Origin of the sequence: Serratia sp. 506_PEND (genome assembly GCF_001076875.1) — a bacterium.
Lineage (GTDB): Bacteria > Pseudomonadota > Gammaproteobacteria > Enterobacterales > Enterobacteriaceae > Serratia > Serratia marcescens.
On the sequence record NZ_JVEL01000468.1, the window covers coordinates 14,814 to 36,709 of the forward strand.

At 62.8% G+C, this 21,896-nt stretch carries 21 protein-coding genes and 1 pseudogene; 15 read left to right on the plus strand and 7 right to left on the minus strand.

Translation table 11 applies throughout. The features are described from left to right. Window position 1 precedes the first annotated feature (1 nt). The gene (locus ADK28_RS18945; RefSeq protein ID WP_193392141.1) at window positions 2–1,435 is read right to left on the minus strand and encodes a PLP-dependent aminotransferase family protein; all 1,434 of its coding nucleotides are present in this window, start codon (window positions 1,433–1,435) and stop codon (window positions 2–4) included. Between the two features lie 93 nt (window positions 1,436–1,528). Between ADK28_RS18945 and ADK28_RS18950 the strand changes: the two genes are divergently transcribed. Beyond that, entirely contained in the window at window positions 1,529–1,984 is a 456-nt protein-coding gene (locus ADK28_RS18950) for a rhodanese-like domain-containing protein (protein ID WP_033639758.1), read from the plus strand. Between the two features lie 4 nt (window positions 1,985–1,988). Here the strand turns inward: ADK28_RS18950 and flk are convergent, their stop codons facing one another. Then, window positions 1,989–3,017, minus strand: a complete 1,029-nt coding sequence (flk, locus tag ADK28_RS18955; RefSeq protein ID WP_033639759.1) for a flagella biosynthesis regulator Flk — start codon at window positions 3,015–3,017, stop codon at window positions 1,989–1,991. Window positions 3,018–3,222: 205 nt separating this feature from the next. On the opposite strand from flk, the gene ADK28_RS18960 reads away from it, so the two are divergent. From ADK28_RS18960 to ADK28_RS18975, 4 genes are read left to right on the plus strand one after another with little or no spacing between them, the layout of a single operon-like run. After that, the gene (locus tag ADK28_RS18960) at window positions 3,223–3,585 is read left to right on the plus strand and encodes a hypothetical protein (protein WP_033639760.1); all 363 of its coding nucleotides are present in this window, start codon (window positions 3,223–3,225) and stop codon (window positions 3,583–3,585) included. 49 nt (window positions 3,586–3,634) lie between these two features. Next, window positions 3,635–5,671, plus strand: coding sequence for a protein-disulfide reductase DsbD family protein (locus ADK28_RS18965; protein ID WP_048796384.1), 2,037 nt, complete (start codon window positions 3,635–3,637; stop codon window positions 5,669–5,671). Beyond that, a complete protein-coding gene (locus tag ADK28_RS18970; RefSeq protein WP_048796385.1) occupies window positions 5,668–6,384 on the plus strand; it encodes a DsbA family protein in 717 nt (238 codons plus the stop codon). Before ADK28_RS18965 ends, ADK28_RS18970 begins: the two co-directional genes overlap by 4 nt. Beyond that, complete coding sequence (locus ADK28_RS18975; RefSeq protein WP_048796386.1) at window positions 6,377–6,877, plus strand: protein disulfide oxidoreductase; 501 nt, start codon at window positions 6,377–6,379, stop codon at window positions 6,875–6,877. The genes ADK28_RS18970 and ADK28_RS18975 overlap by 8 nt, the downstream gene beginning before the upstream one ends. Here the strand turns inward: ADK28_RS18975 and ADK28_RS18980 are convergent. After that, window positions 6,874–8,332 (minus strand): annotated as a pseudogene (locus tag ADK28_RS18980) (PLP-dependent aminotransferase family protein). The gene ADK28_RS18975 and the pseudogene ADK28_RS18980 sit on opposite strands and share 4 nt — an antisense overlap. A 172-nt stretch (window positions 8,333–8,504) precedes the next feature. On the opposite strand from ADK28_RS18980, the gene ADK28_RS18985 reads away from it, so the two are divergent. Then, window positions 8,505–9,500: a DMT family transporter gene (locus tag ADK28_RS18985; RefSeq protein WP_048796387.1), complete on the plus strand. Its 996-nt coding sequence runs from the start codon at window positions 8,505–8,507 to the stop codon at window positions 9,498–9,500. Between the two features lie 156 nt (window positions 9,501–9,656). Then, window positions 9,657–10,286: a CatB-related O-acetyltransferase gene (locus ADK28_RS18990; protein WP_016926871.1), complete on the plus strand. Its 630-nt coding sequence runs from the start codon at window positions 9,657–9,659 to the stop codon at window positions 10,284–10,286. 34 nt (window positions 10,287–10,320) lie between these two features. Here the strand turns inward: ADK28_RS18990 and ADK28_RS18995 are convergent, their stop codons facing one another. Genes ADK28_RS18995 through ADK28_RS19005 form a run of 3 tightly spaced genes read right to left on the minus strand, consistent with a single transcriptional unit; the run spans window position 10,321 to window position 13,277 of the window. Next, complete coding sequence (locus ADK28_RS18995; protein ID WP_016926872.1) at window positions 10,321–11,838, minus strand: tripartite tricarboxylate transporter permease; 1,518 nt, start codon at window positions 11,836–11,838, stop codon at window positions 10,321–10,323. A gap of 11 nt (window positions 11,839–11,849) precedes the next feature. Then, on the minus strand, window positions 11,850–12,281 hold the full coding sequence (locus ADK28_RS19000) for a tripartite tricarboxylate transporter TctB family protein (protein WP_048796388.1): 432 nt from the start codon (window positions 12,279–12,281) through the stop codon (window positions 11,850–11,852). Between the two features lie 15 nt (window positions 12,282–12,296). Further along, window positions 12,297–13,277, minus strand: a complete 981-nt coding sequence (locus ADK28_RS19005; protein ID WP_033639767.1) for a Bug family tripartite tricarboxylate transporter substrate binding protein — start codon at window positions 13,275–13,277, stop codon at window positions 12,297–12,299. A gap of 386 nt (window positions 13,278–13,663) precedes the next feature. On the opposite strand from ADK28_RS19005, the gene ADK28_RS19010 reads away from it, so the two are divergent. The 3 genes from ADK28_RS19010 (at window position 13,664) to ADK28_RS19020 (ending at window position 16,129) form a co-directional block, all read left to right on the plus strand. Continuing rightward, window positions 13,664–13,882, plus strand: coding sequence for a hypothetical protein (locus tag ADK28_RS19010; RefSeq protein ID WP_228009735.1), 219 nt, complete (start codon window positions 13,664–13,666; stop codon window positions 13,880–13,882). Between the two features lie 167 nt (window positions 13,883–14,049). Further along, entirely contained in the window at window positions 14,050–14,724 is a 675-nt protein-coding gene (gene tctD / locus ADK28_RS19015) for a transcriptional regulator TctD (RefSeq protein ID WP_016926876.1), read from the plus strand. Further along, a complete protein-coding gene (locus tag ADK28_RS19020; protein ID WP_033639768.1) occupies window positions 14,711–16,129 on the plus strand; it encodes a sensor histidine kinase in 1,419 nt (472 codons plus the stop codon). The genes tctD and ADK28_RS19020 overlap by 14 nt, the downstream gene beginning before the upstream one ends. Here ADK28_RS19020 and ADK28_RS19025 read toward each other — a convergent pair. Continuing rightward, complete coding sequence (locus ADK28_RS19025) at window positions 16,126–17,046, minus strand: DMT family transporter (RefSeq protein WP_048796389.1); 921 nt, start codon at window positions 17,044–17,046, stop codon at window positions 16,126–16,128. The two genes, ADK28_RS19020 and ADK28_RS19025, sit on opposite strands and share 4 nt — an antisense overlap. Window positions 17,047–17,163: 117 nt before the next feature. Between ADK28_RS19025 and ADK28_RS19030 the strand changes: the two genes are divergently transcribed. The 5 genes from ADK28_RS19030 (at window position 17,164) to ADK28_RS19050 (ending at window position 21,793) form a co-directional block, all read left to right on the plus strand. After that, window positions 17,164–17,937, plus strand: a complete 774-nt coding sequence (locus ADK28_RS19030; protein WP_048796390.1) for an AraC family transcriptional regulator — start codon at window positions 17,164–17,166, stop codon at window positions 17,935–17,937. Window positions 17,938–17,990: 53 nt separating this feature from the next. Continuing rightward, window positions 17,991–19,112, plus strand: a complete 1,122-nt coding sequence (gene pdxB, locus ADK28_RS19035; RefSeq protein WP_048796391.1) for a 4-phosphoerythronate dehydrogenase PdxB — start codon at window positions 17,991–17,993, stop codon at window positions 19,110–19,112. 108 nt (window positions 19,113–19,220) lie between these two features. Beyond that, the gene (locus tag ADK28_RS19040) at window positions 19,221–20,231 is read left to right on the plus strand and encodes an aspartate-semialdehyde dehydrogenase (RefSeq protein WP_004936134.1); all 1,011 of its coding nucleotides are present in this window, start codon (window positions 19,221–19,223) and stop codon (window positions 20,229–20,231) included. After that, window positions 20,231–21,052 carry a tRNA pseudouridine(38-40) synthase TruA gene (gene truA / locus ADK28_RS19045; RefSeq protein WP_004936132.1) on the plus strand — a complete coding sequence of 274 codons (822 nt, stop codon included), beginning with the start codon at window positions 20,231–20,233 and terminating at the stop codon, window positions 21,050–21,052. The genes ADK28_RS19040 and truA overlap by 1 nt, the downstream gene beginning before the upstream one ends. Before the next feature lie 78 nt (window positions 21,053–21,130). Beyond that, a complete protein-coding gene (locus ADK28_RS19050; protein ID WP_004936130.1) occupies window positions 21,131–21,793 on the plus strand; it encodes a DedA family protein in 663 nt (220 codons plus the stop codon). Window positions 21,794–21,896: the final 103 nt, after the last annotated feature.

A 21,896-nucleotide genomic window follows, 5' to 3' on the forward strand; every position in this document is an offset into this window, starting at 1 on the left:
GCTAAGCCGCGGCGATCCGCGCCAGCCGCTCGACGGCGCTGCGGATCTCGCCCGGCGTCAGGGCCGAAAAGCCCAGCAGCCATCCGTCGCGCTGGGCCTGAACCGTTTGGTATTGCGCAGTTAACCCGGGTGTAAGGACGCCGAGCCGCCGCGCCTGCCGGCTGAGCGCCGCCTCCTGGCCGGGCGGCAGCCAGACGCTGAGCTGCAGGCCGCCGGCGGCGGGAGCGGGTGTGGCGAAGTGGCCGAGTTTTTCGTGCACTGCCGCCAGCAACACATCGCGCCGGCTATGGTAGAGTTGGCGCATGTAGCGGATATGCGCGGCGAAGTGCCCCTGGCGGATGAATTCGGCGGTGACCGCCTGCATCAGCTGCGCGCTGTGGCCGTCATACACCGTGCGCGCGGTGACGAACGCTTCAACCAGCGTGGGCGGTACGATCAGGTACGCCAACCGCAACGAAGGGAACAGCGATTTGGAGAAGGTGCCGAGGTACAGTACCCGGCCACGGCGATCCAGGCCCTGCATCGCCGGTATCGGCAGGCCGTCGTAATGAAACTCGCTGTCGTAATCGTCCTCAATGATCCAGGCCTGCTGTCTTTCCGCCAGCGTCAGCAATGCCAATCGGCGCGCCAGGCTGAGCGCTGCGCCGGTTGGGTATTGGTGCGAGGGCGTCAGATAAATCAAACGCGGCTCGGGCAAGGAGGGCTCAGCGCGCAGGCCGTCGCCGTCTACCGCCACCGGCGTCAGGGCGGCGCCGGCGCTGATAAAGGCGTTTCTCGCCCCGGCGTAACCCGGTTCTTCCATCCAGACGCTGTCGCCGCTGTCCAGCAGCAACGTGGCGATCAGCTGCAGCGCCTGCTGCGAACTGGTCAGCACGATAACCTGGTTTGCATCGCAGATTACGCCGCGCGTTTGGTTGACGTGGGCGGCAATCGCTTCACGCAGCGGCAAATAGCCCTGCGGGTCGCCGTAGCGCAGCAGGCTTTCCCCCTGTAGCCGCAGGCGCTGCGCGGTCAGCTGCTTCCACAAGGCCAGCGGAAACGCGCGCAGATCCGGCGAGCCGGCGGCAAACGCCTGTGGCTGCTGCGGATCGCGGCAGCCGCCGGTTTGCACGATCTGTTGGCCGCGCTGCGAAAGGCGCGGCAAGCCGGAGCCGGCTGCCGGCGGCGGTGATTTGGCGATGGTAATCGCCACAAAGGTGCCCTGGCCGACGCGGCGCTGCAAATATCCTTCCGCCTCCAACTGGCCGTAGGCTGCTTCGACGGTCACCCTTGAGAGGCTCAGATCCCCAGCCAGCACTCGGCTGGAGGGCAGGCGTTGCCCAATGCTCAATGCGCCGTGGTGGATGGCTTGCCGCAATGCCGCGCACAAACGATCGCGCAGTGTGCCGACGGCCTGGGGCGATTGCTGAAACAGCGTGATCAGCGTGTGCCGCATAATGGGTCTTATCATCTGTGGATAATGGGTATCAATCATAAGACCAAAATGGGGCACTATTGTCATCTGTCTTGATGCACGGGAGTAAGTGATATGTCGAAAGAATCATTGGTGCTGGCTTTTCCGCCGGCGTCGCCGGAAGAGAGTTTGGCCTACCTGGCGGCCAAACTGAGCCGCTATGCGGATGCCTGGGATGTGGCGGAAGATCTGCGCAATGGCGTGGACGGGATAGTGGTGATCGATACCCGCGCGGAGGCGCTGTACGCCGCCGGGCATATTCCCGGCGCGTTCAGCTTGCCGCATCGCCTGATGGATGAAGCCGGCACGGCGCATCTGGATCGTCAAAAGGTGTATGTGACCTACTGCGACGGCATTGGCTGCAACGGATCCACCAAAGGCGCTTACAAGCTGGCGAAACTGGGATTCAGGGTGAAGGAATTGATCGGCGGGCTGGACTTCTGGCTGCGCGATGGCCATCCATTGGCCATCGGAGAACAGCCGGGATCGCTGCGCGATCGGGCGGCTGCTGAGGACTGCGGCTGCGCCTGAGGCGTTAAAACACCAGCGCCAGCACGACCGCCAACGCCAACAGCAGCAGGATCAGCGCCACGGCCGGCTTGCTGAGCGCTTTTTGCAGCGGCAGAGGCAGAGCGGCGATCAGCGGGTTGAGCAGCGGCTGCGGTTCGACAGGGTGGCTGGCGATCGGCTGCGTCTGGCCGGCTTTATCCAGACGGCGGGCAAACAGCTGATGAATGGCGTCGCTCATTTGCGGGTGCGTCAGCGGCGCATTAGCGCCGCAGTTGAAGCGCGCCTGGCAATAGTCGTTCATCTGCTGCAGTTCTTGCTTATCCGCCGGCTGTTTGAGCGCCGCCAGCAGGTTGTTCAGCGTCGGCGCGTTCTGCGGGCTGAGCGCCACCTTCACCTGTAAAAACTGGTTCAGCAGCTGGAAGTGGCGCGCCGGCAGCGGATCGTTGGTTTTCACGCCCGCCAGATCGAACAGTGTTTGCCAGATTTTAGCCGGCGCTTCGCCGGTCGCGGCGCTGAGTTTGGTGATCTGCTGCTGCAGGCTTTGATGCTCTGCGGGCAGCAGCGGGCGATCGCTGGTGGCGGTTTGCTGCGGCTGGGGAATGGTCAGGCCGCCGGTCTGCAACAGATTCAGCACCTGCTGCAATTGCGGTGGGCTCAGCTGGCTCAACACCGTATGGCCGAACTGCTGGCGAATAAAGTCGCTGACCGCCTGGCGGTTATTGCCCTGCGGCAGCAATTCGGCCAGCTGTTGCAGCAGTTGGCGCCCGGCATGGTTTTGTTGCGCCTGCGTCAGGCGCGTTTGCAGCAGCTGTTCCGCCGGTTGAAAATGGCGCGCCAGCAGTTCGCCGCCTTTGTCGGCGCCGAGATCGTGACGCAGAGACGCCCAGATCTCCGCCGATTTGGCCGGGCTGAGCGTCATGATTTTCACGATCAGTTTTTCCAGCGTCGTGCGCTGCGCCGGAGAGAGGGGTTGATCGTCAGTGGCCGCCGTTTTGCCCGGGGAGGGGGGGCGTTCGCCGGCGATTGGGGTGCCCGGCCCACTCAAAGGTTGCATATCACCAGTCCTTCGCTGTGTATCCCCGCAGTGTGCCTGGAGGAGAGAATCGTCATCGTACCCGGCGAAAAGCGCAGGCTTACCGTCTATGATACCTGTAAATCGCCGCCATCAATACCGCCGCTCAGACATTTCTTTACCGACAAAACGTTGCTAAACGCGTCTGCGTCGCTAAGATAACCCCAGATCTGAACATGAGGATGGCATGGTTAAACGGCAGCGGATTGCAAAATGGTTTTTATGCCTGGCTTGCCTGGTGGTGCTGACGTGCATGACCCAGCGCATGGCGGGCCTGCATGCGCTGCAGCAAACGCTGGGGATCCCGGCCGCCACTGCCGTGCAATCCAGCGACGCCGCCGCCGAAGCGCAGCCGACGCCTTGTGAACTGAGCGCCAAATCATTGCTGGCCGCGCCGCCGGTAATGTTCGAAACCGTGCTGTTCGGGCTGGGTCTGCTGCTGGCGCTGTTGGCACCGACCATTGCCGCGCGTCTGCGCATTCCTCCTCCCCGCGCCATTTCACCGCCCACCCTCAGGGTGCACCTTCGATTATGCGTCTTCCGTGAATGAGTTAATCGCCCGTTTTTCGCGGTGAATTAATCATTTATGGAGAATTAACATGTTGAAAATTATCAGGCTGGCCTGCGCTTGCCTGTTTATGCTGTGGCTGCCTGCCTTGCAGGCGGCGGACAGCGGCTGGCTGCAAAACCCGGCCAACGATCATGCCAAGGTGCGGCTGCGCGCCGACACGTCACAGCCGGGAGAGACCCGTCTGCTGCTGTCGGTCGAGCTGCAAAAAGGCTGGAAAACCTACTGGCGCTCTCCAGGCGAAGGCGGCATCGCGCCGGCTATCGTCTGGCAGGGTAACCCGCCGCCGGCGACCTGGCACTGGCCGACGCCGCAGCGTTTCGAGGTGGCCGGCATTTCCACCCAGGGCTATCACGATCGGGTCACGTTGCCGATCGTGATGCTAGGCCAGGTGTCCGGCCCGCTGGCGGGTACGCTGACGCTGTCCACCTGCAGCAACGTCTGCATTCTGACCGACTACCCGTTCAGTCTGGATCTGACCACGCCGAACGATCCGCAGTTTAACCATGACTTCGCGCAGGCAATGGGGCAGGTGCCGATCGCCGCCGGGTTGGCGGAAAGCGTCAAGGCCGGGTATCGCAGCGGCGAGCTGCAGATTTCCGCCGAACGCGCCGCCGGCTGGCAACAGCCTGCGCTGTTCTTCGATACCCTGGCGGATGCCGATCTCGGCAAGCCGCAGGTCGAGACCGACGGCGCTCAGCTGTTGGCGCGAGTGCCGGTCAGCGATGGCTGGGGCGATGCGGCGCCGGATCTGCGCGGCAAAACGCTGACGTTGGTGATCGACGACGGCGGCATGGCGCAGCAGATTACGCTGCCGATTGGCGAGCCGCTGGCCGCGCCCGCCGGTGCGGCGTTCCCGTTATGGCAGGCGGTATTGATGGCGCTGGCGGGCGGGTTGATCCTCAATCTGATGCCGTGCGTCCTGCCGGTGTTGGGCATCAAGCTCGGTTCCATCCTGCAGGTGGGGCGGCGCGATCGGCGCAGCGTACGGCTGCAGTTCCTGGCATCGTCGCTGGGTATTGTCGCCTCGTTTATGGCGTTGGCCCTGCTGATGACGCTGCTGCGGCTCGGCAACCATGCGCTTGGCTGGGGCATTCAGTTTCAGAATCCGTGGTTTATCGGCTTTATGGTGCTGGTGACGCTGCTGTTCAGCGCCAACCTGTTTGGCCTGTTCCATCTGCGCCTCTCATCCGATTTGAATACCTCGCTGGCGACCCATAACGGGCGCGGTCTGAGCGGCCATTTCTGGCAGGGCGCGTTCGCTACGCTGCTGGCGACGCCGTGCTCGGCGCCGTTTCTCGGCACGGCGGTGGCCTTCGCGCTGGCGGCGTCGCTGCCGGTGCTGTGGGGCATGTTCATCGCGCTCGGCATCGGCATGAGTCTGCCGTGGCTGCTGATAGCCGCCTGGCCGTCGCTGGCACTGCGATTGCCGCGCCCCGGCCGCTGGATGAATACCGTCAAGCTGGCGATGGGATTGCTGATGCTGGCGTCGTCGCTGTGGTTGCTGAGCCTGCTGAGCAATCATATCGGCGCGCAGGCCACGCTGTGGCTGGGGGCGCTGGCGCTGCTGGCATTACTGCTGGCGGTGTGGCGCCAGCAGGGGGCACGGTTGGCGGCCAAGCTGGCGGCGGGCACGTTGGTGCTGGCGGGCGCGGCCTTGCTGGCCGGCTCGCTGACCGCCGGTCTGTGGCGTCAACCCTTGCAGGATCGGGTGCAGTGGCAACCGCTGAGCGAACAGGCGATCGCCGAGGCGCTGGCGCAGCATAAGCGGGTGTTCGTCGACGTGACCGCCGACTGGTGCGTGACCTGCAAAGCCAACAAATTCAATGTGCTGCTGCGCGATGACATACAGCGGGCATTGAGCGCCGATGATGTGGTCGCGCTGCGCGGCGACTGGAGCCGCCCGTCGGCCGACATCAGCGCCTTCCTGCAAAGGCGCGGCAGCGTCGCCGTGCCTTTCAACCAAATCTATGGCCCCGGTAGCCCGGACGGCGAGGTGTTATCCCCGCTGTTGACCCGTGACGCCGTGCTGCAAACGCTTTCCCATGCCAAAGGAACCGAACAATGAAAAAACTACTGATTTTACTGATGATCATCGCCGCCCCAGTGTGGGCCGCCGAGCCTTTCACCCCGGCGCAAGAGGCGCGTATCAAAGAGATGATCCGCGAAACGCTGGTGTCCAACCCGGACATTCTGGCGCAGGCGGTGGACGCCTGGCAGCAGCAAACCGCCAGCCAGCAAATCAGCCAGGCTATCAAGCAGAACGCCAAAACGCTGTATCAGGATCCGGCCAGCCCGCGGCTGGGCGCCGCCAACGCCAAACTGACGCTGGTGACCTTTACCGACTATAACTGTCCGTACTGCAAGCGTTTTGATCCGATGCTGGAGAAGATAGTTAAGCAATACCCGGATGTGGCGCTGGTGGTGAAGCTGCTGCCGTTCAAGGGCGAAAGTTCGGTCAGCTCGGCGCGCGTGGCGCTCACTGCCTGGCAGCAGCACCCTGATCAATTCTGGGCCTTGCATCAGCGGCTGATGGCGAAAAAGGGCTTCCACGACAATGCCAGCATCGCCGCCGCGCAGGAGAAAACCGGCGTCAAGGCGGTGGCGCCGAGCGAACAGAGCATGACCACGCTGCGCAGCAATATGGCGTTGGCGGAGCAACTGGGCGTACAAGGAACGCCGGCGACGTTGATCGGCGATCGGATGCTGCCGGGGGCGGTGTCCTATGAAGAGCTGGAAACGATGGTGAAGCAGCAACTGGCGAAGGCCAACAATGGCTAAGCTCAAGCGCTGGGGGCGCGAGTTGCTGCTGCTGGCGCTGATCGCATTGGCGGTGGTCACGGTGATGGATTGGCTGAACGCGCCGCAGGCGCCGCCGGCCTTCGATGCCCAGACGCTGACCTCGCTGGACGGCGAGCGCGTGTCGTTGGCGCAGCTTAGCGATGAGCGGCCGCTGCTGGTTTACTTTTGGGCCAGCTGGTGCGGCGTTTGCCGTTTCACCACGCCGGACGTTGCCCGCTTGCAGGCGGAGGGCGGCAACGTGCTGACCGTCGCGCTGCGCTCGGGCGACGATACCCAGGTGAAACAGTGGCTGGCGCGTAAACGGCTGGCGCTGCCGGTGGTCAACGATCCGGCCGGCGCGCTGTCGGCGCAGTGGCGGATTGGCGTGACGCCGACCTTCGTGGTGATCTCGCAGGGCAAGGTGGTGCAGAGCACCACCGGCTGGACCAGCTACTGGGGGATGAAGCTGCGGCTGTGGTGGGCCGCCGTCTAACCGGCGCTTTTCTCCGCTATCACTTCCTCAATCGCCCGGCACAGCCGGGCGATACCTTCTTCAATTTGCGGCGGCGAGTTGGCGGCAAAGTTTAGCCGCAGGCCGTGTGCGCCCTGCTGTTCCTGCGCATAGAAGCATTCACCGCGGGCAAAGGTGACGCCGTGCCGCCAGGCCGCTGGCATCAGTTCGGCGGTGGTCACCGTCGCGGGCAGCGTCAGCCAGATAAACAAGCCGCCTTGCGGCGTTTCGAAACGGCACCCCGGCGGCAGCCGCCGTTGCAACGCGTCGATCATCACTTCCAGATGCAGGCGATAGACGCGCCCGGCGCGCCGCAGCTGCTTGTCGTAACGGCCGACGGTGACGAACGCGTCCAGCGCCCGCTGGATCAGGCTGGAACTGGTGAAGCTGTCGACGTGCTTCAGCCTGGCGAAACGCTGATAGTGTTCGCTGTCCGCCACCAGATAGCCGATGCGCATGCTGGGCAGCAGCATTTTGGAGAAGGTGCTGACGTAGATCACCGCGCCCGGCTGCGCCAGCGCGCGCAGCGACGGCAGTTGTTTGCCTTGATAACGCAGATCGCCGACGAAGTCGTCTTCCAGGATCACCACGCCGGCCTGTTGGGCGATCGCCAGCAGACGTCGCCGGCGCGTCTCGCTCAGGCAACGGCCGGTCGGGTTGTGGAAGTTGGGGATGGTGTAGATCAGTTTGGGGCGGTGGCGTTCCAACAACTCCGGCAGCAAATCCACCCGCATGCCGTGGCGGTCGCCGGGCACGGTGACGATATTGATGCGGTGCTGGCGCAGCAGGCCCAGCGCTTCGGCATAGGTCGGCTCTTCGACGATCNCCCGGCGCCAGCAGGCTTTGCACCACCAGACTGATGGCATGCTGCGAACCGTTGGTGATCAGCACCTGTTCCGCCTGCGTGGGGATGCCCTGGGCGCTGAGGATGCGGCTCAGCGTATCGCGCAGCGGATAGTAGCCGCAGTATTCGCCGTAGCTGAAGGCCTCTTCCGCGTGGCGGCTGAGCACCGACAGCAGCACTTTGCGAAACGCCTCCAGCGGAAATATTTTGGGGCTGCCGACGCCGGCGGCGAAGTTGATCAGCCCCTCCGGCAGCGGGGCGTCGGCGTAGCCGTCCAGACGCGAGGTGAGGGTGGTGAAGCTCTCCAGCGGGAAAGGGGCGTCGCTGGTCGGGCGGGCCGGGCGCGTTTGCGCCTGCGGGTGCGCGACATAGGCGCCGCTGCCGCGCCGCTGATGCAAAAAGCCCTTGGCCGCCAGCTCGGCGTAGGCGTTATCCACCGTTAAACGGCTGACCGCCAGCTCGGTCGCCAGCGTGCGCGTCGAGGGCAGCTTGTCGCCATCGACGAACACGCCGGTGAGGATGGCGCGCCGCAGCGCTTCTTCGATCTGTAAATAGAGCGGAACGTCCTGCTCGCGATCTAACGGGATGTGCATGCGAAATTGGCCCGGTTAGGGAGAGATATTTTCACTATACCCCATGTCAGCAGGGCTTCAAGCGCAGAAAAGTGGCCTGCATGACAACGCCGCAAAGTGGCTATAGTGAGAAAAAATGGCCGCGTTACACTCTGTGCCTGAGTATTTATGTCGCCATTTCTCCGAGGATCTCATGTCATTACCGTCAGGCGTTTCCGCCCGGCCGGCGCTGCCCGGCGCGCGCCTCTTTCAGGGCAGCAGCCAGGGGTACGTCATCGCCATGATCAGCGCCATGCTGCTGGCCTTTACCGCCATCATCATCCGCGCGCTGACCGAGTATTACCACCTGCCGACCTTCGTGCTGGCGTTCTGGCGCGCGGCGCTGGTGGCGTTGGTGCTGTTGCCGCTGCTGTTGCTGGTGAAACCGCAGTGGGCGCGTCTGCGCCGTGAGCAGGTGGTGTTCTACGCGCTTTACGGGCTGCTGCTGGCGCTGTTCAACAGCCTGTGGACGCTGTCGGTGGCGCTGAACGGCGCGTCGGTGGCGACCATTCTGACCTACTGTTCGGTGGGCTTTACCGTATTCCTCGGCTGGGTGATGTACAGCGAACGCCTGACGCTGCGCCAATTGCTGGTGATCGCCATCAGCCTGGGCGGCTGCTTCCTGGTCAGCAACGGCGACAGCATGGGGAACAGCCACTTCGATCTGCTGGGGCTGCTGGTGGGGATGCTGTCGGGCATCGGTTATACCCTGTATACCCTCGGCGGGCGGGTGGCCAGCGAACGCGGCTATCCGGTGTGGAACACCATCCTGTACGTGTTCGGGTTTTCGGCGCTGTATCAGCTGGCGTTCAATGCGGCGCTGACGGCGTTCCCGTTGGCGGCGTTCCACGGCATGGCCGGCGATCTGTGGTTCCTGTCGCACAGCGCGCAGGGCATTCAGTGGAGCGGCTGGCTGTTGCTGCTGGCGTTGGCCGCCGGGCCGACGCTGCTGGGTTTCGGGTTGTATAACATCAGCCTGAAAACGCTGCCGCTGGCGGTAGCCAACCTGATCCTGTCGCTGGAGCTGGTGTTTACCGCGGTGATCGCCTATTTCCTGCTGGGGGAGAACATGAATCAGCTGCAGCTGCTGGGCAGCGCGTTGGTGATGGGCGGGGTGCTGCTGTTGAAAAGCAAGACCGCCGAGGCGTGATCGGTTAGCATTACGCCTCGCAAGAGAGGCGGTAATGATGAATAACCCAAGATTGAAACGAGCGCTTATCGCTTGAATGGCCGTGTTGAGTGAACGACAACACGGCCACAGACACTCCGTTCCGTGGCTTTTATTCCCGTAACAAGAGAATACGCCATGTCCGAAAAACACTGGTCCAAAACCGAGCTGCTGCATCAGACGGTGACCAACCCGAATATAATCGTCAAAGGCACCCACAGCTACTACAGCGACTGCTGGGACAACGGCTTCGAACGCTCGGTGGTGCGCTATCTGCACGGCGACGCGGTCAGCCGGCAATGGCAACCGCTGGGCGAAATAGACCGTTTGCTGATCGGCGATTACGTGTGCATCGCGGCCGAAGCGGTGATCCTGATGGGCGGTAATCACACCCATCGCATCGACTGGCTGAGCCTGTACCCGTTTATGGCAACCATCAAGCAGGCGTACCGCCCCAAAGGCGATACCCGGCTGGGTGACGGTTGCTGGATTGGCATGCGGGCGATGTTGATGCCGGGGGTATCGATAGGCGAAGGGGCGATCGTCGCCGCCGGCAGCGTGGTGGCCGGCGATGTTGAACCTTATGCCATCGTCGGCGGTAACCCGGCGACGTTTATCCGTTGGCGATTCACGCCGGAAATCATCGCGCGGTTGCTTGCGTTGCGCCTCTATGACTTGTCCGAGGCGGACTTTGCGGTGATCCAGCCTCTGCTTGCCGATGACGATATCGGGGCGCTGGAAAAGGGAATTGCGGCCTTGCGCCGTTAAACACCACGGGCGGGGGAGCCCCGCCCGTTTCGCGTTATTCGGCCTTGGCCTCGGCCGCCGGTTGGCGGCGTTTGCGCATCAGGCGCAGCAGCGGCGGCAGCGCCAGTACCGCAACCGCCAGCACCAGCAGCGTTTGCGCGATGCTGCTGCTCCACAGAATGCCGAACTCGCCGTTGCTGATCGACAGCGCGCGGCGCAGGTTTTGTTCCAGCATCTCACCCAGCACAAAGCCCAGAATCAGCGGCGACATCGGGAAATGCATTTTCCGCAGAATATAGCCGAACACGCCCAACCCGACCATCAACAGCAGGTCGAAGGTGGTGCTGTGCACCGCATAAACCCCCACCGCCGACACCGCGGCGATCGCCGGCACCAGGAACCACAGCGGGATGGTCAGCATGCGGGTGAACAGGCCGACCAGCGGCAGGTTCATGATCAGCAAGATGACGTTAGCGATCAGCAGCGCGGCGATCAGCCCCCAGACGATATCCGGCTGTTCGGTGAACATCGCCGGGCCGGGGGTGATGTTGTACAGCGTCAGCGCGCCCATCATCACCGCCGTGGTGCCGGAGCCCGGCACCCCCAGCGTCAGCATCGGAATGAACGAACCGCAGGCCGAGGCGTTGTTGGCCGCCTCCGGCGCCGCCACGCCGCGAATGTCGCCCTTGCCGAAGGTGTCGCTGTTGCCGCTGATTTTCTTCTCGGTCATGTAGGTCAACGCGCTGGCGATAGTGGCGCCGGCGCCCGGCAGAATGCCGACGAAGAAGCCGATCACCGACGAGCGCAGGGTTGGGCCTGCGCACTGCGCCGCCTCTTTGCGGTTGAACAGCAACCGGCCGGTTTTACGCACCAGCTTTTGCCCGGCGCTGGTGCTTTCCAGCATCAGCAGGATTTCGCTGACCGAGAACAGGCCGATCACCACCACGATAAACTGCACGCCGTCGGAGAGATGCACGCTGTCGAAGGTAAAGCGGTAAACGCCGGTGTTGGCGTCGACGCCCACCGTCGCCAGCCCCAGGCCGATCAGCGCCGCCAGCAGCGATTTTAGCGGGTTCTGGCTCATCATGCTGCCGAGGCAGGCGATGGCGAACACCATCAGGGCGAAATACTCGGCCGGGCCGAAGGCCAGCGACCAGCGGGCCAGCAGCGGCGCGAACAGAATGATGCCGCCGATGGCGATCATCGAGCCGACGAACGAGCTGACCGCCGAGATGGACAGCGCCACGCCGGCGCGCCCCTGCTGCGCCATCGGGTAGCCGTCCAGCGCGGTCATGATCGCCGCCGCGTCGCCCGGCACGTTGAGCAGAATCGACGAGATGCGCCCGCCGTATTCGCAGCCGATATACACCGTCGCCAGCAGGATCAGCGCCGATTCGGCCGGCAGTTTGAGGGCGAACGCCAGCGGCAGCAGGATCGCCACGCCGTTGATCGGCCCCAGCCCCGGCAACAGGCCGACGATGGTGCCGACGAAGCAGCCGATCAGGGCGATAATCAGGTTCTGCGGCACCAGCGCCACTTCAAACCCTTGGGTCAAATACATCCAGGTATCCATCATCGCTCCCGTTAGCTCAGCCAGATGCCGAGCGGCAGTGTGACATCGAGAAGTTGGTCAAAGGCGTAGTACAGCGCTGCGCCCATGATGACGCCGGAGATGGCCGCCGCCGGCAGGCTGGCCTGAAACAACAGGCCGATGCTGAACGTCAGCAGTGCGGTCGCCAGCGGAAAGCCCAGCCATTCAAAGCCCCAGGCATACAGCACCAGGGTGATCACCAGCACCAGCAGCCGCTGCAGCACCTTGTGGTGCGGCCATTCCACCGCCTGTGGGCGGCGCAGCAGCAACAGGGCCGCGCACAGCGCCATCAGGCTGAGGATCGCCAGCGGGAACGGGCGCGGCCCCAGCGGTTCATAGCTGTATTCGCTCTGGATGCCCCAGCCGATGAACAGCCCGCCGATACACAGCAGCAGCCAAAAGCCGGCAAAAATACGATCGCTCATGGTTTTCCCCTGCGGTTATTTGGCCAGGCCGAACACTTTCGCCTGCTCACGGTATTGGGCAACCTGATTCTTCACGTAGGCGTCCAGCTCTTTGCCGGTCATATTGAATTCGAACAGGCCGCGCAGATCGCGCTGCTGCTTGAATTCGTCTGTTGCCATCATTTTCTGGAAGGTGTCGATCCACCACTGATACTCTTCATCGCTGACTTTCGGCCCGACGTAGAAGCCGCGAATGATCGGCCACACCAGGCTGTACCCCTGTTCTTTGGCGGTCGGAATGTCGGCCAACTGGCCCGGCAAACGTTGCTCGGCATACACCGCCAGCACGCGGATTTTGTCGCCCTGCAGGTAAGGCACCATCTCGCTCAGGTCACCGGAAACCGCCTGAATATGGTTGCCCAACAGCGCGGTGACCGGCTCGCCGCCGCCTTCGAACGCCACGTAGCGCATCTTGCGCGGATCCACGCCGACTTCGCGCGCCAGCAGCGCGGTTTTCATCCAGTCCTGGCTGCCGATGGAGGCGCCGGCGCCGAACACCACGCTGTTGGGATCTTTTTGGAAGGCGTCCATCAGGTCTTTCAGGGTTTTGTAAGGCGAGTCGGCGCGCACCGCGATCATGCCGTAGTCGGTTCCGACCGCCGCCAGCCATTTCACGTCGTCCACGTTATAGCGGCCGAACTTGCCCTGAGCCAGATTGAGCAGCGAACCGCCGGAGAAGGCCACCACGGTGCCGAACTCCGCCGGGCGCTGCGCGACGATGGCGTTGTAGGCCACCGCGCCGACGCCGCCGGGCATATAGGTGACGCGCATCGGTTTATCGATGGCCTTGGTGTCCTGCAACGACACCTGAATCAGCTTGCAGGTCAGATCGAAGCCGCCGCCGGGCTTGGCCGGCGCAATGCATTCGGTGCGTTTGGGCGCTTCCACGGCAAAGGCCTGAGAGGCCGCCAGCAACAGTGCGGCGGCGGTCAAGGTACGGGTCATTATTTTTTTCATTGTGGCTTGCCCTCGGTATTGTTCTGGTTGTGAATCCCGCTGAGCGCGGTTGCAGGATTGTTAAAACAACAACCTTTCATTTACCTTTCAGTGGCCGGAAAAGTTTCCAGTCTGTGATTAGGGTCTCTTGTCGCTAGCGAATCACGGGTGCGCTACCATAGAAATGCTGGCAGGAACAGGGCGCAAAACCGGCCAAAATCCTGCGTAATATCAGGTTTGCCGTTTTGCTTTCGCGATAAAATCATGATCAGTGAAATGAATAGAGACGCAGTGATATGTTTTCGTTAGGGAAATTGTTTAGCGGCAGGGACAGCGCCAAAGTATGCGCGATTAAACGGTTGCCTGAGGTCTACGCGGAGATGGTCGGTGGAACCGGGCAGTGCCGTTTGAAGCGACTGCGCGCCGAGGTTGGCGTGTTTGAGCTGCATTTCGTCAACGCCGCCGGTGAAAGATATGCCTGCCAGATGACCGCCTGCGTGACCGGCATCGATCTGGTATTTGCCGTCAACAATCGCTCCGTGCTGGTTTCTGCACCGTTTACCGCCGACAAGCTGCGCTCGGTGCTGGACATTGCCGTGGCCGATAGCCCCATTCCGCTGATCTGACGCCGCCCTGCGATCGCGCTCCATACGCATAATTGTGTGCCAGCTCCCAAAACTGGCGGCGCGGCGCTCTTTTATCCCCTTATTTTCCATGCCATTCTCTGTTATCAGCCTGTTAACGGACGCCGTGTCGGAGCCAGGTTGTTCAGATAAATCAATGGAATGGGAACATGCGACTGTTATTGGTTGAAGATCACCCCGAGCTGTCTCACTGGTTGCAAAAGGCGCTGACCGGCGCCGGGTTTGCCGTCGACGTCGCCCCGGATGGCGTGGCGGCCGATCATCTGTTGCTCAACGAGCGTTATGCGCTGGCGGTGTTGGATGTGGCGCTGCCGCGTTTGAACGGCCTGGATTTGCTGGCGCGCCTGCGCAAGCGCGGGCAGGATCTGCCGGTGTTGCTGCTGACGGCGCGCACCGACGTGGCCGATCGGGTAAAGGGCCTGAATCTGGGGGCGGACGATTACCTCACCAAGCCGTTCGAACTGGACGAGCTGGAAGCGCGTATTCGGGCGCTGCTGCGCCGCAGCGTCGGCGCCCCGCAGCCGGCGTTGCAGTACGGCGCGTTGACCTACCATGACGAAGGCTATTTTCTGCTGGAGAGCAAGCCGCTGGCGCTGACGCCGCGCGAATTGGCGGTGTTGACCGCGCTGATGCATCGGCGCGGCCGCCCGGTGGCCAAACAACAGCTGTTCGAGCAGGTGTTTACGCTGTCCGACGAGGCCAATCCCGAGAGCATCGAGCTTTACGTACACCGCCTGCGGAAAAAGCTGCAGGGCAGCGACGTGGCGATCGTCACGCTGCGCGGTCTGGGCTACAGCCTGGAGCTCTGCAATGCGGTGGTTTAATGCGCCGCGTTCGCTGTTCTATCAACTGCTGCTGTTTTTTGGCCTGCCGCTGCTGGCGTTGGGCGGTATCTCTATCTACACCCACTATTTCAGCGCCATGAGCGCCGCCACATTGGCTTACGATCGCACGCTGCTGGCGTCGGCGCGCACCGTGGCGGAGCGACTGGTGGTGCGCGAAGGCAAGCTGGCGGTCGATGTGCCCTATGTAGTGCTCGACAGCTTCGAGCGCAACATGAACGATCAGCTGTATTACGAGGTGATTTCGCCGCAGGGAAAAAGCATCTCGGGCTATGACGATTTGCCGTCGCTGCCGCCCCATATCCCGCGCTCCACGCTCTACCCGGCGCTGGTGCATTTTTATGATGCGGAATACCTCGGCCGGCCGATCCGCGTGGCGGCGCTGTTTCAACCGGTCAACGAGTCGGGGGTGAGCGGCATGGCGACCATTTTGGTGGCGGAAACCCTGGAATCGCGCCGTTACCTGGCGCGGCAGATGATGATCGCGGCGCTGCTGAGCCAGGGCACGGTGGTGGTGTTGACCCTGATCCTGGCGTTCGCGCTGCTCAAGCGGGTGTTGAAGCCCATGCGTAAACTCTCCGGCATCATGCTGCGGCGCGATCCGGGCGAGCTGACGCCCTTGCCGCGGGTATTGCCGTGGTCGGAGATGCAGCCGCTGCTGGTGGCGTTCAATCGCTATATCGAACGGCTGCGGCTGATGGTGGCGCGTCAGGAACGCTTCAGCGCCGACGCTTCCCACCAGCTGCGCACGCCGCTGGCGGTGTTGAAGACGCAGGTCGGGGTGGCGCTGGCCAGCGATCGGCCGCAGCAGTGGCGCGAAAGCCTGCAGGCGATGAGCGCGACGCTGGACAATACCGTGGCACTGACCGACCGCCTGCTGTATCTCTCACGCCTGAAGGCCAGCGAGCACCAGGCCGAGCGCAAGCTGCAGCCGGTCAACCTGGCGCAGGTGCTGCGCGACGCCTGTTTTTCCCGCTTGCCGCAGGCGCGCAGCAAACAGATCGATCTCGGTTTCGAAGGTGAAGCGGCGTGTCAGGTGGCGGGGGAACCGCTGCTGTTGGCCGAACTGTGCGCCAACCTGTTGGACAATGCGTTGAAATACACGCCGCGTCAGGGCGTGGTCACCGCTCGCCTCACGCAGGAAAAGGAGACGGGGGAAGGCGTGCTGGAGATTGAAGACAGCGGCCCCGGCATCGCCTTACAGGACAAGGCGCTGGCGCTGCAGCCGTTTCACCGGCTGGACAACGTGGGCGATCAGCCGGGCGCCGGCCTGGGGCTGGCGCTGGTGAAGGATATCACCGCGTATCACGGCACCCGCCCGGAGCTGTTGAGCTCCGCCGCGCTGGGCGGCCTGTTGGTGCGGGTGCGTTTCACGTTGCTGCCTTAAGCCTGTTCTTTGCAGGACTCGACGTCAGCCGCCGGGGCTTTGGCTTTACGCGTCAGCGGCGTGCGCAGCCGCTGCGACAGGATAACGCCCAGCAGGGTAATGCCGCCGCCGATCAGGTGGTAACCGTGCAACTGCTCATGCAGGAACAGCACGGCGATAGCGGCGGTAAACACCGGAGCCAGGTTCATGAAGATCGAGGCGGTGTTGGCGCCCAGGCGCATCACGCCCTGGATCCACAGGAACGGGGCGATGATCGAAGCCGGAATGCCGGCGAACAGCACCAGCGGCAGGTTATGGCCGTTCAAGCCGACATCCTGCGCCATCAGGAAATTAGGCAGCAGCAGCAGCACGCCGAACAGGATCTGCACGTACAGCGATTGCCAGTTCGGCAGCGCGATGGCCCAGCGTTTGGTCAACACGCCATACAGCGCGTAAGAGGCGGTGGCGAGCAGCATCATCAATTCCCCCTTGCCGATACCGTGCTGCAGCAGTACGCCGGGCTGGCCGCCGCTGACCAGCCAGATCAAACCGCCGAAGGAGAGAATACTGCCGAGCAGCACGCCGACGGTCGGCGCAATGCGCAGCAGGACGATGCTGATCAGGATGGTCAGCAGCGGGATCAGCGACACGATGATGCCCATAAACAGCGCGCTGACGCTGTGCGCCGCGTAATAGGCCAGGCTTTGATACAGCACCATGCCCAGCAGGCCGAGGATCATCAACTTCCACCAGTTGGCGCGCACCTGCGCCCAATTGCGCAGCACGCCCGGCAGCACGAACGGCGTCAGGGCAACCAGCGCCAGCAGCCAGCGGTAGAGCGAAATGGCCGCCGGATCGATGGCGGTGGCGGAGAGTTTGCTGACGACGGCGTTAATCGACCAAATCAGCACGGCCAACAGCGGGAAGAGCATATTCATGATAATTATTCTCAATAACGTCCAACATGCTGGCTAGTCTACGCGTGTCCGGTTTATCATATATAGCGATATCCAGACAAAAATCGGCGTAAACAAGACAAATCACGGGACGAAACCATGCCAGAAATCCGCCATTTCCCCGAGTCGCTGATCCCGGCGCCCAACCCGGTGCAGTTCCGCTGCGAAGAGTTTAACGCGCGCACCGAATTCCAGCCGCACAGCCACACCTGGGGCCAGTTGATGTGGGTCAAGGCCGGGGTGATGGTGCTGCGCATCGGCGGGCAGCGCTTTCTGGCGCCGCCGGAGTTCGTGTTGTGGGCGCCGGCGGGCATCGAACACTCCTGCTACAACCAGCGACTGGCGCAGTGCCGCATGGTGGACATCACGCCGGCGCTGTGCGCCGGTATGCCGGCCGACCCCTGTCTGGTGAGCGTCACGCCCATCTTCCGCGCCATCGCCGAGGATTTCTATGCGCGCAAGCAGTACATTCCGCAGGCGGAGGAGGATTTGCGCCTGTGCCAGGTGCTGATCGATCAGCTGCGCCTGTCGCCGCGTCAGCAAACCTATCTGCCGTCGTCGGACGACAAATTTTTGGCGCCGGTGCTGGAAGCGCTGGAGCATTGTCCGGCGGACAACACCTCGCTGGCGACGTGGGCGGGGCGGGTCTACACCACCGAGCGCACGCTGTCGCGCCGCTGCCAGCAGGATCTGGGCATGTCGTTCAGCGAGTGGCGCCAGCGCCTGCGTTTTCTGCATGCCGTGTCGTTGCTCGAGCAGGGCAAAACCGTGCAGGACGTGGCGTTGGACGTCGGCTACAGCTCCGCGTCGGCCTTTATCGTCATGTTCCAGCAGATCGCCGGCACCACCCCTGAACGCTTTCGCCGTGCCTGATTCAGTGGCACACTATTTCGCAGACAAATAGCCGTAAACCGTCGGAGAACGCAGTGAAAATTCTGGTTGATGAAAATATGCCGTACGCGGCCGAGCTGTTCAGCCGCCTGGGCGACGTGCAGGCGGTGCCGGGGCGTCCGATCCCGCGCGAGGCGCTGGCGGATGCCGATGCGCTGATGGTGCGTTCGGTCACCAAGGTCAATGAGGCCTTGTTGGCCGGCAGCCGCATTGGCTTTGTCGGCACCGCCACCGCCGGCACCGATCACGTTGATGACGCCTGGCTGCAACGGCAGGGCATCGGGTTTTCCGCCGCGCCGGGCTGCAACGCCATCGCGGTGGTCGAGTATGTGTTCTCCGCCTTGATGCTGCTGGCCGAACGCGACGGCTTCCAACTGCGGGATAAAACCGTCGGCATCGTCGGCGTGGGCAACGTCGGTTCCCGCCTGGACGCGCGCCTCAAAGCGCTGGGCGTGCGCACGCTGCTGTGCGATCCGCCGCGTGTCGATCGCGGCGACGCCGGGGAGTTTTGGCCGTTGGAGAAGCTGGTGGCCGAGGCCGACGTGCTGACCTTCCATACGCCGCTGAATAAATCCGGCCCATACCATTCGCTGCATCTGGCGGACGCCGAGCTGTTGGCGGCGCTGCCGGACAACCGCATTCTGATCAACGCCTGTCGCGGGCCGGTGGTGGATAACGCCGCCTTGCTGCAGGCGCTGGAAAAGGGCAAAAAGCTGAGCACGGTGCTGGACGTGTGGGAACCGGAGCCGGATCTCGCCTTGCCGCTGCTGGCGCGGGTGGATATCGGCACCGCGCATATCGCCGGATATACGCTGGAAGGCAAGGCGCGCGGCACCACCCAGGTGTTCGAAGCGTTCAGCCGCCATCTGGGGCAGCCGCAGCAGGTGGCGCTGGCCTCGCTGCTGCCGGTGCCGGAGTTCAGCCTGATCCGCCTCAACGGGCCGCTGGATGAAGCGCGGTTAAAACGATTGATGCACTTGGTGTATGATGTGCGCCGCGATGATGCGCCACTGCGCAAAGTCGCCGGGCAACCGGGCGAATTCGATCGCCTGCGCAAGCACTACCAGGAGCGCCGCGAGTGGTCTTCGCTGGCCGTGCAATGCGATGACAGCGCCAGCGCCGAGCTGCTCGGCAAGCTGGGCTTCAGCGTGGCGTAGCGTAAGGTTGTCTTAAGCCAACGCCGCTACAGTGAGCGGTAAAGATTATCGGGCGGTGATTGCACTGCCCGTGTGCTTTTATGAATGAAATACTCTGGAGAAAACCCGATGTCTGACGGCTGGAATATCGCGCTGCTCGGCGCCACTGGCGCGGTAGGTGAAGCGTTGCTGGAATTGTTGCAGGAACGCCAGTTCCCGGTGGGTGAACTCTATCCTCTGGCAAGCGAACGCAGCGCGGGCGCCAATGTGCGCTTCAACGGCAAGTCTCTTCTGGTGCAAAACGCCGAAGAGTTCGACTGGTCGCAGGCGCAGCTGGCCTTCTTCGTCGCCGGCAGCGACGCTTCCGCGCGCTATGCCGAAGAAGCCGGCAACATGGGCTGTCTGGTGATTGACACCAGCGGCCTGTTCGCCATGGAGCCGGATGTGCCGCTGGTGGTGCCGGGCGTGAACCCGCAGGTGCTGGCGGATTACCGTAACCGCAATATCGTGGCGGTGGCCGACAGCATGGTCAGCCAACTGCTGACGGCGATCAAACCGCTGACCGAACAGGCGGGGCTGTCGCGTCTGCACGTCACCACGCTGATGTCGGTATCGTCGCGCGGCAAGGTGGCGGTGGACGACTTGGCCGGCCAGAGCGCGCGCCTGCTGAACGGCATTCCGGCCGAGGAAGGCGTCTTCGGTAAACAGCTGGCGTTCAACCTGCTGCCGCTTGTCGCCGACGAGCAGGGCAGCGTGCGCGAAGAGCGCCTGATCGTCGATCAGGTGCGCAAGGTGCTGCAGGATGAAGGGCTGCCGATTTCGGTGAGCTGCGTTCAGTCGCCGGTGTTTTACGGCCACGCGCAGGTGGTGCATCTGGAAGCGCTGCGCCCGCTGTCCGCCGAAGAGGCGCGCAGCGAGCTCGAAGAGGTCGAAGACATTCAGCTGAGCGAAGAGGACGATTACCCGACCCAGGTCACCGACGCTTCCGGCAGCGATGCGCTCAGCATCGGTTGCCTGCGTAACGATTACGGCATCCCCGAGCTGCTGCAGTTCTGGACGGTAGCGGACAATGTGCGCTTCGGCGGCGCGTTGATGGCTATCGAAACCGCCGAGCGTCTGGTGCAGGAGCAGATGTACTGATGTCTGAGGTGGTCTCGCCCGCTCAGCCGACGCTGAAGGTAGCGCTGGGCATCGAATATGACGGCAGCCGGTACTACGGCTGGCAGCGGCAGCAAGAAGTGGCCAGCGTGCAGGAACGCCTGGAGCAGGCGTTGAGCAAGGTGGCGGATGCGCCGATTACCGTGCTGTGCGCCGGGCGCACCGACGCCGGGGTGCACGCCACCGGGCAGGTGGTGCATTTCGAAACCACTGCGCGCCGCAAGGACGCCGCCTGGACGATGGGGGTGAATACCCATTTGCCGCCGGACATCGCGGTGCGTTGGGTGAGCCCCGTCGCCGACGATTTTCACGCGCGTTTCAGCGCCACCGCGCGCCGCTACCGCTATATCATTTTCAACCATCGCTACCGGCCGGCGGTGCTGCAGCAGGGGGTGACGCATTTTTATCACCCGCTGGACGCCGATCGCATGCACCGGGCGGCGCAGGCGCTGCTGGGCGAGAACGACTTCACGTCGTTCCGCGCGGTGCAATGTCAGTCGCGCACCCCGTGGCGTTGCGTAAAACACGTTAAGGTTACGCGCTACGGCGAATATATTGTGGTAGATATCAAGGCGAATGCCTTTGTGCATCATATGGTTCGCAACATCGTCGGCAGCCTGATGGAGATCGGCTGCGGCAATCAGGGTGAGAACTGGATGGCCGAGTTGCTGGCGCTGAAGGATCGCAATCTGGCGGCGGCGACGGCGCGAGCCGAGGGACTGTATCTGGTTGCCGTGGATTACCCTGACCACTTTGGTCTACCGCGGCCGCCGATGGGGCCGCTGTTTTTGCCCGACGATTAAACGCCGGCACGCCTGAAAGCGTCGCTCCCTTGTGCTTCTGCCGGGTGATTGAAACGCCCGGCATCAATGAGAGAATTTATGGACATCATCAAGTTTATTATTGATTTTATTCTGCATATTGATGTGCACTTGGCCGAACTGGTCGCACAATACGGCATGTGGGTCTACGCTATTCTGTTCCTGATCCTGTTTTGCGAAACCGGTCTGGTGGTGACGCCGTTCCTGCCGGGGGATTCTTTGCTGTTCGTCGCCGGCGCGCTGGCGGCGTTGCCGACCAACGATCTGAACGTGCACACCATGGTGGCGTTGATGGCCGTGGCGGCGATCATCGGCGATGCGGTGAACTACACTATCGGGCGGTTGTTCGGCGAGAAGCTGTTCAGCAACCCGAATTCGAAAATCTTCCGCCGCAGCTACCTGGACAAGACGCATCAGTTCTATGAGAAGCACGGTGGGAAAACGATTATTCTGGCGCGATTCGTGCCGATCGTGCGTACTTTTGCGCCGTTCGTCGCCGGCATGGGGCATATGTCCTATCGCCACTTCGCCGCCTACAACGTGATTGGCGCACTGGTTTGGGTGCTGCTCTTCACTTATGCTGGCTATCTGTTCGGCGATCTGCCGGTGGTGCAGGAGAACCTGAAGCTGTTGATCGTCGGGATCATCATCGTTTCGATTCTGCCGGGCGTGATTGAAATTTGGCGCCACAAGCGCGCGGCCGCCCGCCAGCAAAAACAGTAAAAACATCGCTTAACCTGTCGGTTCGACCAGTTTTTTGTCCACAGCGTCGGGCCGATATGGTTTAATGAGCGACATTATGGTCTGTTCCTGCGAACAACCCTGA

Excerpts from the sequence above, each read along its gene's own strand:
- ADK28_RS18945 (WP_193392141.1), bottom strand. The coding sequence starts at position 1,435 with ATGCGGCACACGCTGATCACGCTGTTTCAGCAATCGCCCCAGGCCGTC.
- ADK28_RS18950 (WP_033639758.1), top strand. The coding sequence starts at position 1,529 with ATGTCGAAAGAATCATTGGTGCTGGCTTTTCCGCCGGCGTCGCCGGAA.
- flk (WP_033639759.1), bottom strand. The coding sequence starts at position 3,017 with ATGCAACCTTTGAGTGGGCCGGGCACCCCAATCGCCGGCGAACGCCCC.
- ADK28_RS18960 (WP_033639760.1), top strand. The coding sequence starts at position 3,223 with ATGGTTAAACGGCAGCGGATTGCAAAATGGTTTTTATGCCTGGCTTGC.
- ADK28_RS18965 (WP_048796384.1), top strand. The coding sequence starts at position 3,635 with ATGTTGAAAATTATCAGGCTGGCCTGCGCTTGCCTGTTTATGCTGTGG.
- ADK28_RS18970 (WP_048796385.1), top strand. The coding sequence starts at position 5,668 with ATGAAAAAACTACTGATTTTACTGATGATCATCGCCGCCCCAGTGTGG.
- ADK28_RS18975 (WP_048796386.1), top strand. The coding sequence starts at position 6,377 with ATGGCTAAGCTCAAGCGCTGGGGGCGCGAGTTGCTGCTGCTGGCGCTG.
- ADK28_RS18985 (WP_048796387.1), top strand. The coding sequence starts at position 8,505 with ATGTCATTACCGTCAGGCGTTTCCGCCCGGCCGGCGCTGCCCGGCGCG.
- ADK28_RS18990 (WP_016926871.1), top strand. The coding sequence starts at position 9,657 with ATGTCCGAAAAACACTGGTCCAAAACCGAGCTGCTGCATCAGACGGTG.
- ADK28_RS18995 (WP_016926872.1), bottom strand. The coding sequence starts at position 11,838 with ATGGATACCTGGATGTATTTGACCCAAGGGTTTGAAGTGGCGCTGGTG.
- ADK28_RS19000 (WP_048796388.1), bottom strand. The coding sequence starts at position 12,281 with ATGAGCGATCGTATTTTTGCCGGCTTTTGGCTGCTGCTGTGTATCGGC.
- ADK28_RS19005 (WP_033639767.1), bottom strand. The coding sequence starts at position 13,277 with ATGAAAAAAATAATGACCCGTACCTTGACCGCCGCCGCACTGTTGCTG.
- tctD (WP_016926876.1), top strand. The coding sequence starts at position 14,050 with ATGCGACTGTTATTGGTTGAAGATCACCCCGAGCTGTCTCACTGGTTG.
- ADK28_RS19020 (WP_033639768.1), top strand. The coding sequence starts at position 14,711 with ATGCGGTGGTTTAATGCGCCGCGTTCGCTGTTCTATCAACTGCTGCTG.
- ADK28_RS19025 (WP_048796389.1), bottom strand. The coding sequence starts at position 17,046 with ATGAATATGCTCTTCCCGCTGTTGGCCGTGCTGATTTGGTCGATTAAC.
- ADK28_RS19030 (WP_048796390.1), top strand. The coding sequence starts at position 17,164 with ATGCCAGAAATCCGCCATTTCCCCGAGTCGCTGATCCCGGCGCCCAAC.
- ADK28_RS19040 (WP_004936134.1), top strand. The coding sequence starts at position 19,221 with ATGTCTGACGGCTGGAATATCGCGCTGCTCGGCGCCACTGGCGCGGTA.
- truA (WP_004936132.1), top strand. The coding sequence starts at position 20,231 with ATGTCTGAGGTGGTCTCGCCCGCTCAGCCGACGCTGAAGGTAGCGCTG.
- ADK28_RS19050 (WP_004936130.1), top strand. The coding sequence starts at position 21,131 with ATGGACATCATCAAGTTTATTATTGATTTTATTCTGCATATTGATGTG.